The organism is Marseilla massiliensis (assembly GCF_016899855.1).
Taxonomy (GTDB): domain Bacteria; phylum Bacteroidota; class Bacteroidia; order Bacteroidales; family Bacteroidaceae; genus Prevotella.
Genome location: NZ_JACJJG010000013.1, coordinates 42,127 through 51,895, shown reverse-complemented (window position 1 = coordinate 51,895; position 9,769 = coordinate 42,127). Strand labels below are relative to the sequence as shown.

Annotated in this window: 9 protein-coding genes; 5 read left to right on the top strand and 4 right to left on the bottom strand. The window is 51.1% G+C overall.

The window, feature by feature from the left end; all coding sequences use genetic code 11:
• Positions 1 to 146: 146 nt before the first annotated feature.
• Positions 147 to 1,313 carry a MalY/PatB family protein gene (locus H6A34_RS04500; protein ID WP_205103727.1) on the bottom strand — a complete coding sequence of 389 codons (1,167 nt, stop codon included), beginning with the start codon at positions 1,311 to 1,313 and terminating at the stop codon, positions 147 to 149.
• Between the two features lie 249 nt (positions 1,314 to 1,562).
• Here H6A34_RS04500 and H6A34_RS04495 point away from each other — a divergent pair, with 249 nt between their 5' ends.
• The 5 genes from H6A34_RS04495 to H6A34_RS04475 all read left to right on the top strand — a co-directional run bounded on the left by H6A34_RS04495 (position 1,563) and on the right by H6A34_RS04475 (position 6,195).
• Entirely contained in the window at positions 1,563 to 2,867 is a 1,305-nt protein-coding gene (locus H6A34_RS04495; RefSeq protein WP_205103726.1) for an inositol-3-phosphate synthase, read from the top strand.
• Entirely contained in the window at positions 2,851 to 3,897 is a 1,047-nt protein-coding gene (locus H6A34_RS04490) for a hypothetical protein (protein WP_205103725.1), read from the top strand. Before H6A34_RS04495 ends, H6A34_RS04490 begins: the two co-directional genes overlap by 17 nt.
• On the top strand, positions 3,894 to 5,093 hold the full coding sequence (locus H6A34_RS04485) for a GH25 family lysozyme (protein ID WP_205103724.1): 1,200 nt from the start codon (positions 3,894 to 3,896) through the stop codon (positions 5,091 to 5,093). The genes H6A34_RS04490 and H6A34_RS04485 overlap by 4 nt, the downstream gene beginning before the upstream one ends.
• A gap of 208 nt (positions 5,094 to 5,301) precedes the next feature.
• A complete protein-coding gene (gene xpt, locus H6A34_RS04480) occupies positions 5,302 to 5,871 on the top strand; it encodes a xanthine phosphoribosyltransferase (protein WP_205103723.1) in 570 nt (189 codons plus the stop codon).
• Positions 5,872 to 5,874: 3 nt separating this feature from the next.
• Complete coding sequence (locus tag H6A34_RS04475; protein ID WP_205103722.1) at positions 5,875 to 6,195, top strand: nitrous oxide-stimulated promoter family protein; 321 nt, start codon at positions 5,875 to 5,877, stop codon at positions 6,193 to 6,195.
• A 247-nt stretch (positions 6,196 to 6,442) separates the two neighbouring features.
• Here H6A34_RS04475 and H6A34_RS04470 read toward each other — a convergent pair whose 3' ends face one another.
• The 3 genes from H6A34_RS04470 to H6A34_RS04460 form a co-directional block, all read right to left on the bottom strand.
• Positions 6,443 to 7,291 (bottom strand): 4-hydroxy-3-methylbut-2-enyl diphosphate reductase, encoded by an 849-nt coding sequence (locus H6A34_RS04470; RefSeq protein ID WP_021949370.1) that lies wholly within the window; start codon positions 7,289 to 7,291, stop codon positions 6,443 to 6,445.
• 168 nt (positions 7,292 to 7,459) lie between these two features.
• A complete protein-coding gene (gene meaB, locus H6A34_RS04465; RefSeq protein ID WP_205103721.1) occupies positions 7,460 to 8,554 on the bottom strand; it encodes a methylmalonyl Co-A mutase-associated GTPase MeaB in 1,095 nt (364 codons plus the stop codon).
• Between the two features lie 128 nt (positions 8,555 to 8,682).
• Entirely contained in the window at positions 8,683 to 9,762 is a 1,080-nt protein-coding gene (locus H6A34_RS04460; protein ID WP_338088624.1) for a DUF1573 domain-containing protein, read from the bottom strand.
• Positions 9,763 to 9,769: the final 7 nt, after the last annotated feature.

Below are 9,769 nucleotides of genomic sequence, written 5' to 3'. Positions count from 1 at the left end.
AACAGGAGTTAAGGAGTCAAGAAGTTAAGGAGTTAAGACATTACTTTCGCCGTCAACATAAATACCATCAACAAGCAAGACATATGTCTTAACTCCTTAACTTCTTGACTCCTTAACTCCTGTTAAAACTCTTTTTGCATTAAAAATTACTTTCCGTTTACGTAATCCGCAAACAGCTGAAGTCCTTTAAGCATTACGCTTCGGGGACATGCTATGTTGATACGGACAAACGGGTTATCCTTCTCTCCGTACATTTCCCCGTCGTTAAGCCATAGTTCCTTTTGCTCTTTCAGTTCCTCAACGATTGTGGTTGACGGTTTACCGAGAACCGAGCAGTCAACCCATACAAGATACGTCGCCTCAAGTTTTGTAACCGTTAGCTGCGGCATATTTTCAGAGAAAAACTCTTTCAGGCACTCGTAATTGCCGTGCAGGTATTCCAAAAGTTCTTCAAGCCATTCCTCTCCGTGATTGTATGCCGCCTGCAATGCCGTCACCCCCATTGGGCCGACGTCGCAAACTTCATTGATGTTGATAGCTCTGTCTACACGTTGGCGGGCATCTTTGTCGGCAACGGTTATGTTAGCTATTTGCAGTCCCGCAATATTGAAAGTCTTGGTAGGTGCCGTACATGTTGCGGAATGCTGTAAAAACTCGTCCGAAAGTGATGCAAATGGAGTGTATTTATAGCCAGGCATGACGATGTCACAGTGTATTTCGTCAGACAATACGAACACCCCGTGCTTCATGCAAATGTCTCCCATTCGCTTCAGTTCGTCAGGAGTCCATGCCCGTCCGGCAGGGTTGTGCGGGTTGCAGAGAAGGAAAACCTTGACTGCCGGGTCTGAAGCCTTACGCTCGAAGTCGTCGAAGTCAACGGTATAAGTGCCGTCATGGTACACCAGTTTGTTGTCTTCCATTACGCAGCCGTTGTTCCTTATTGATGAGAAGAAACAGTTGTAGACCGGTGTCTGCACAAGAACCTTGTCGCCGGGTGAGGTCATCGCCTTGATGACTGCCGACACGGCAGGGACTACTCCGGTGGTGTATATAATCCATTCGCGCCGCATACGCCAGCCGTGGCGGCGGTCAAACCAGTTGATAAGGGCGTCATAATACCCGTCGGAAACATGCTCGTAACCGAATATTCCGTGGTCAACTCTCTTGCGTAAAGCCTCTATAATGGCTGGTGAAGTACGGAAGTCCATATCGGCAACCCACATCGGCAGTAGGTCGGCCGTTGCGTCTCCATCCCATTTCTCACTGCCTGTGCCACGGCGGTTGACAATTTCGTCGAAATCAAATTTTGCCATGATATTTTTTAGTTTGTTGTTTCTATTTGCGCAACAAAAATACAAAAGAAATATCATAAAACCAGTGATATTATGTCCGAGAAAGGTTCTTTTAATACAAAAAAGAGAATAAAAAGCATAAAATGGAGTGCCATAATGAATGTTTTTTGTACTTTCGCACTTTGAAACTGTAATTAGTTATGACACGGTTTGCCTGTGTCGGTTTTATCTGGATAAAGATATAGAGATGTTATAAACACCAATATAAAAATGGAACAGAACAAAATAAGGCCTGCCGAGGGTAAGCTCGGTATTTTATGCGTCGGTCTTGGAGCTGTTAGCTCGACATTCATTGCAGGTACACTTATGATTCGTAAGGGGATGGGTAAACCCGTAGGCTCGATTACCCAGATGGCTAAAATCCGCGTAGGAAGGGGTAACGATGCACAATATAAGCACGTTTCAGAGATTGTTTCAATGCCTTCACTTGACGACTTGGTATTCGGAGCATGGGACATTCTGCCGGATAATGCGTTTGAAAGCGCCATGCATGCCGAGGTGTTGAGGGACAGGGATATCTATCCCGTTAAGGGAGAGCTTGAGAAAATAGTACCGATGAAGGGTGTTTACGACCAAGATTACGTTAAGGCCATTGACGGAACATGGACCAAGGACACCTCACTCTCGCGTTGGGAGCTTATGGAACAGGTGCGTGAGGACATCCGCCGTTTCAAGCAGGAGCAAGGATGCAGCCGTGTAGTTGTCATCTGGGCTGCTTCAACCGAAATATATATTCCCCGTGACGAAGAGGTACACGATAGTCTGGATGCTTTCGAGACTGCGATGAAAGCCGACGACCGAAAGCATATCGCGCCGTCAATGTGCTATGCGTACGCAGCTATGTCTGAGGGCGCACCGTTCATAATGGGTGCGCCGAACACATGTATCGACATTCCGGCGATGTGGCAATATGCGGAGAAAACAGGCACTCCTATTGCCGGAAAGGATTTCAAGACCGGCCAGACTATGATGAAGACTGTACTGTCTGCCGCGTTCCGTACCCGTATGTTGGGTGTAAACGGGTGGTTCTCTACCAACATTCTGGGCAACCGTGACGGCCTTGTGCTTGACGTTCCGGAGAATTTCAAGACCAAGGAGGTAAGCAAGCTCGGCGTTATAGACACCATTTTGAAGAAAGACGAGTATCCTGATCTTTACGGAGACATCTTCCACAAGGTACGTATCAACTATTATCCGCCTCGCAACGACGACAAGGAAGGATGGGATAACATTGACATTTTCGGATGGATGGGTTACCCCATGCAGATAAAAGTTGACTTCCTGTGCAAGGACTCGATACTCGCGGCTCCGCTGTTGCTCGACCTTGCCCTGTTGGGCGACCTTGCCCTGCGTGCCGGCAGGAGCGGAATGCAGACATGGTTGTCGTTCTATCTTAAGAGTCCGATGCATGATGACGGTCACGAACCGGTGCATGACCTGTTCCAGCAGTACACGATATTGAAGAACGCGATACGCGAGATGGGCGGATATGAAGCCGATGAAGAGATTGATTGACGGTAAGCCTGTCTCTCGCTTGATACTACAATCGCTGCCGATAGCCTTGGCGGCGATTGTATTTGTTATATACGGAGCCACGTTTCTGCCTGCCTCGACGGAGCGAATGGAGCGGAGCGTGGCTTTGGTGGAAGGCATATCGCATTATGAACTAAGGCTTGGAGGCAAGCCTGTGATGGCATTCAAGAGTTTTAACGACAGTCTGCAGCCACAAGGACTGGCCTTGTCTGCCGACTCTACCGTGACCACGCGCCGTTACTTATGCGCAAGTTGGGTAAACAAATATCCGTTTATAGCTTCGTGCGGGGGGCTGTTGCTCATCGCTAATGACGACAGTGTCGCCGAGAGGCGCGTGTTACAGGCGAACGGGCGGTTGCCGTATATCTTAAAAGCTACTGCCGACCGACTGGCCGTAAAGATAAGGTTGCTGGAGCGACAGTCGGAGGAAATCGACTATTACATGAAAGTGCACAACGTGAATGATGACGGATATAACGTTATGGCGGAATATTCGGCGCGTGTGAAAGCGCAGCGTGACAGAACGGTAAAAATGCTTTCACACCTTAACGCGTTGTCGGCAGACAAGCGACTTGAGGTAAAACTCGTAACTGAATACGCATTGCTTACACCCGATACGGCAGGCCGTATGTCGCGTAAGACCTGCAACATCGTGACTTCACGCCATACCTCGCCTTTCCGCTTGTTGCAAACCGTCGACCGGTCAATGCCAGACGGCGCCCGCGCAGTATATCTCCACCAATGGCTGTTACCGTCGCCTGAGGCTGGTGACAGCGTGGTAATAGCTGCGGAACCTGGTTGCACCGCCTACAAGTATGACCCCGCAAAAGGCTCTCCGGCCACGTTTGGCGGAGCGGTTGAGTCCGCAGGCCGGCATGACGTGCCGCCGTTGCTGGCGCCCGACGGGGCTTTGGTCTTTACTTCAGGAGGCCGCCTGGCGGGTATAAACGTAGACGGAAGGATAGTGAAACCGTCTGTTTTCGGTTTCGGTCTGAAAGAATTGTTGAAATGAACAAATCCGTTATTACATCCATAATCATAGTCCTGCTACTCTTGTCGGCGTGCGGAAGGCGTACACCGGCCGACAGCGGTACGATAGTGCGCGGTGATACAGTCTATCGCGGAACTCTCTCGGGCGCGCAGCCTGACGGCTACGGTGTGCTGTCCGTAAACGGACGTATCGTCTACAGCGGTCAATGGAGCATGGGCAAGCGCTGCGGCTATGGTACGACGACCGACAGCACAGGGCGAAAGGTTACCGCCTTGTGGCGTGCCGACACGGTCGTCAGGGGCATTATTACCGACACTCTTGGCACTTACCGCGGCGAACTTGACTCTTGTTATGCCCCGGGCGGACACGGAATATACCGGGGTTATGACGGCAGCTACTATGACGGAGCATGGGCCGGGGGCGCTCCTGACGGTTTCGGATGTGGAGTAGGGGCCGACGGCAAGGTGAAAGTTGGTGAATGGAATGCAGGCAAGTACCGCGGAGAGCGTATGACCTATACCGCCGAACGTATCTACGGCATTGACATATCACGCTACCAGCACGGACGGGGGCGCAAGAAATATGCCATCAACTGGCGCAAACTGCGCATTACCCACCTTGGAAACATCAGTCGCAAAAAGGTTAGCGGAACGGTTGACTATCCCGTATCGTTCGTCTACATAAAGTCTACTGAAGGCGCGTCGGTGCGTAATCCTTATTACCTTTCAGACTACCGGCAGGCCCGCCGCTACGGTATTCCGTGCGGTGCTTACCACTTTTTCTCGCCTACATCAAGCGCAACGAGACAGGCCAACTACTTCCTGCGCCACTCGCGTTTCGCCAAAGGCGACTTCCCTCCGGTGCTTGACGTCGAGCCTACGTCGTCGCAGATAAGGAAGATGGGCGGAGTCAACGCCATGTTCAGCCGCATACGCACATGGCTGAACATAGTACACAGGCGCACGGGGGTACGCCCTATACTCTACGTAAGCCAGCAGTTCGTAAACAAATACCTGCCGTCGGCTCCCGACATCATGCGCGACTATCTCGTGTGGATAGCCCGTTACGGCGAGTATAAGCCCGAGGTGAGGCTCGTGTTCTGGCAGCTTTGTCCTGACGGTCGCGTCAGCGGGATACACGGCGATGTGGACATCAACGTGTTCAACGGTTATCACGACCGTTTCGGAAAGTTCCTGAGGGAGGAGCGTATAAAATAATCAGCAGGCCATATCGGGGCCGTGCTGAAGGCTGAAAATACAGAGTGAAAAAACCGTGTGTGCAGGATGTTATTTTGTCCGTACCACGGTTTTTCTTATATTTGTTTCATGAATATAGGATGCGGCTCGGCAATGGAATGTCAAAAAACTTCGTTTTTTTCTTTTCATTGCGCTCGCCTTTCACTATTTTTGCACTTAAAACAACTATATGGAAGCACTAAAAGAACGGATACTCAAGGACGGCAAGTGCCTTGAGGGCGGAATATTGAAGGTCGACAGCTTTATAAACCACCAGATGGACCCTGTTCTTATGAAACGGGTTGCCGACGAGTTTGCCCGCCGTTTCGCGTCGGCGGGAGCGGATAAAATCATCACCATCGAGGCCAGCGGCATTGCGCCGGCCATCATGACCGGGTATGTGATGGGGCTGCCCGTGGTTTTCGCCAAGAAGAAAAAGCCCGTTACGATGGAGGGCATGCTCTCTACCGAGGTATATTCGTTTACCAAGCGCCGCACGTATGACATCTGCGTAAGCGGCGAGTTTGTATGTCCGGGCGACCGCCTGCTGTTCATCGACGACTTTCTTGCCAACGGAAATGCCGCCAAAGGCATAGCAGACCTGGCCCGTCAGGCCGGCGCAGAGCTTGCAGGCATGGGCTTCATCATAGAGAAAGAGTTTCAGCATGGCGGTAAAATGCTCAGGGACATGGGCTTCAGGGTTGAGTCGCTGGCCGTCATCGAGAGCCTTGGCAACTGCCGGATAACGTTCAAGCAATAGGCAATGGGCGGCAGGGTTGATGAGGAGAAACGCACCGTTGAGCTGATGGTTCGCCTGTACTGCCGTCGCAAGGAGGGCAACAGGCAGCTGTGTGACGGCTGTCGTGAGGTATTAAGGTATGCCGGCGAACGCCTATCGAAGTGCCGTTATGGTGACGGCAAGCCTACGTGCAAGCAATGTCCCACCCACTGCTACCGCCCGGACATGCGTCAGCGGATATGCGAAATAATGCGCTACGCCGGTCCGAGGATGATAATTTACCACCCCGTAGCGGCCGTGCGTCATCTCTTTAGGGAGGCTATGAAACCACGGAAAAGGCGCTGATGGCATAAGGCATAAATCCCGTTGCGTAACGTCTTGGTATTCAATGCATTGTAAAAGGCCGTCTTTCGCACGACGAAAGACGGCCTTTTAGCGCCTGAAAGACGGCCTTTCGGAACGCAAAAGACCGTCAATTGGAAAACAAACGAAAGCATGCCTTGCCGCAACAGAGGTTTTCTATCGCTTCAAGGCACGTTTTTTTAATTAGTTTAACGCTGACTTTCAGTTCTCCGGCATTAACTCTTAATTCTTAACTCTTAATTCTCTCAAGGCACTCTTCCATGAGCCATTTCGGCGTGCTCGTGGCGCCGCATATACCCACGGTGTCTACCCCTTTGAGCCATGACGGGTCTATCTCGTCAGGCCCTTCGATTAGGTGGCTGTTAGGGTTTACGCTCTTGCACTCGTTGAACAACACTCGTCCGTTGCTGCTCTTGCGTCCGCAAACGAAAAGGATGAGGTCATGGCGGCGGGCGAACGAACTGATGTTGGGCATGCGGTTGGCCACCTGTCGGCATATCGTGTCAAAGCTCTTGAACGTAGCCTCGGGCGCGATGTGCTGCTGGATGTAGTCTATTATGCGGTGGAACTCGTCGAGCGACTTAGTCGTCTGCGAGTAAAGGAAGATGTCCCGCGTGAAGTCGAGCGACTTAACGCCGTCAAGGTCGGCCACAACGATGGCTCGTCCGTTGGTCTGGCCCACCAGTCCGAGCACCTCGGCGTGGCCGGGTTTGCCGAAAATCACAATCTGTGCGTCGGGGTTGGAGTCGTATTTCTGCTTGATGCGGCGTTGCAGTTGCAGTACCACGGGACACGTGGCGTCGATAATCTCGATGTTGTTACGGCGCGCCATTTCGTATGTCTCGGGCGGTTCGCCGTGGGCGCGCAGCAGCACTTTCACGCCGTGCAGGCGGCTCATCTCGTCGTGGTTGATGGTTACCAGGCCCATGCGTCTTAGCCGTTCACACTCCATGCCGTTATGTACGATGTCGCCAAGGCAGTAAAGCCGTGTGCCGGCGGCAAGCTCTTCTTCGGCCTTGCGTATTGCCGTCGTCACTCCAAAGCAGAAACCGCTGCCGTTATCTATCTCGATTTGCATGATTGTTCGTTTTTGTGAATAAAGGAGTTAAAGCTGTTTCGCTATTGCCTTTGGCAACTTTAACTCCTCAAATTACTTTAGTTTTTCTTGTTAATAAGCCTTTGTTATAGCAGTGTAAAGCGTCAGGACATTTGTCTTTAACTACTTTAACTCCTCTAACTCCTTTAACTACTTCTTATTAAAATATACCTCCAGCAGCTCGTTGGCCGCCGTGAAGCTTGTCCGTTCGCCTGCAAGTACGGCACGTTCGGCCTCGGCGAGCCGTTTTTGGATTTCGTTGTTGTTGTAGAAACTGTCACGCAGGTGCTCGTTGATGGTTTCGTACATCCAGTATTTGCTTTGCTCATTGCGGCGGTAAGCGAAGTATCCGTTACCTTTTACAAAGTCGACATACTCGTATACCATGTCCCAAATCTCCTTTATTCCGAGCCCGTAAAAGCCGCTGTAACATAACACCTTGGGTTGCCATCCGCTGTCCGGAGCGGGGAAGAAGTGCAGCGCGTTGCGGAAATTACGTGCCGCCAGATGGCATTTGTCAACGTTCTCTCCGTCGCATTTGTTTATTACAATGCCGTCGGCTATTTCCATAATGCCGCGCTTAATGCCCTGAAGCTCGTCGCCGGTGCCTGCAAGCTGGATCAGCAGGAAGAAGTCAACCATCGAGTGGCATGCCGTCTCGCTCTGTCCTACGCCTACCGTCTCGACGAATATCTTGTCGTAACCCGCTGCCTCACACAGTATTATCGTCTCGCGCGTCTTGCGTGCCACGCCGCCCAGCGAGCCTGCCGTAGGACTGGGACGGATGAAGGCATCCTCGCGCACGGACAGCTTCTCCATTCGTGTCTTGTCGCCCAGTATGCTGCCTTTAGAGCGTTCAGAGCTTGGGTCTATTGCCAGCACGGCAAGCTTTCCGCCCGTACGGTCGAGCACATGCAGGCCGAACTGGTCTATCGACGTACTCTTTCCCGCGCCCGGCACGCCGCTGATGCCAATGCGCAATGAGTTGCCGCTGTATGGCAGACACTTCTCAATGACCTCCTGCGCCTTAGCCTGGTGGTCGGGATTGACGCTTTCTATTAGTGTCACTGCCTGGCTCAGGATGGTTACGTTGCCCTTCAATATGCCTTCAACCATGTCGCCCACCGACAGCTCGCGCCGCTTGAACCGCCCCCGCTTTAGGTATGGGTTTACTATTGAGGGCTGTTCTACCCCTGAATTGACGGTCAGGCCTTTGTATTTTTCGCTGTTTTCCGGATGTAACATATCTTTGTATTTTTAGTTGACAAGTAACGGGTTGCCGAGCAGATAAGGAGATTCGACTCCATAAATATCTACATCCCACGCAATAAGGCAAATCTCCCTGTCTGCTCGTCTCTTGTCCCCTTGTCTGCTTATTTAACGTTAACGTGTATCACTACCTTTGACTTGTTGGGGTCGTTGGTTATCATCAGCACACGCGGTTTGCTTCTCGCGTTCTTCAGTTGCTTTTTGTATGCCGTGATTTTCATCTTTGCCGACTCGCCCGGGTCAAGTCTTGATTTGTTCAGGCGCACCTTAAGTCCTGTTGTGAACATCTGCATCGAGCTTATGTTAAGTCGGCTGCGCCCTTGGTTCTCGATAATTATCGTGCCGCTGAGGTCGCTCTTGTCGCCGAACTCGCCAAGTTCAAGAGTCTCCGTAGAGAGCTTCATTACCGGCGCGTTGGCCAGTTGTGTTTCTGACATGTTTCGGAATTCTGGCAGCAATACTGCCGAAATCGTTATTTCCTTTTCGTCACTAACCTTGTCGCCGGGGAACATGCCGAGATATACAGACGATTGTGTAAGGCCGTAACTGCGCAGCTTGTTCGAGTTAAGCGTGATTGTCACTACACCGCCATGTCCGGGAGCAATGCTGGTCGGAGATACAGATGCTGTAAGATAATTAGGCAAATGCATGACTACCGGACTTACGCTTTCAGTTCCACTATTGACGATATGTATTTTTTGCGACGGCATTTCACCAAGGCTTACGTCGTCAAACTCAATGTCGTTCTTTTCTGCACGCACGCTGCCAAGCATAAAATCGTAGACGCCGGAGAAGTCTTTGAGCTGGTCGACCACCACGCCGCGCATTGTAAGATAAAACGGTTTGTCAGAAGCGTTGCTGTATATCGCCGCCTCTTTGTAGAAATGTCCGAGCTGGCGGGAGTCGAACGTCAACTCGATAACAAAGTCGTTGCCTTTCGTTATTACGCCTTTTGGGTAGGTGGCAATGGCGCAATCACAACTGGTTCGTACGGTGTCAATAATCAAGTCGTTACCTTTGTTGGTAAGTTCAAACTTTGCCGTAACCGGTTGTTCGTATAATACATTGCCACAATCTATTACTTCATGCTTTGCCGTAATGCGCTGGGCCGACACGCCCAACGCCGATGCGGCAAGCAAAATTATCAATATCTTTTTCTTGTTCATGGTTCTTGTTGTTCTCATTCTCGAC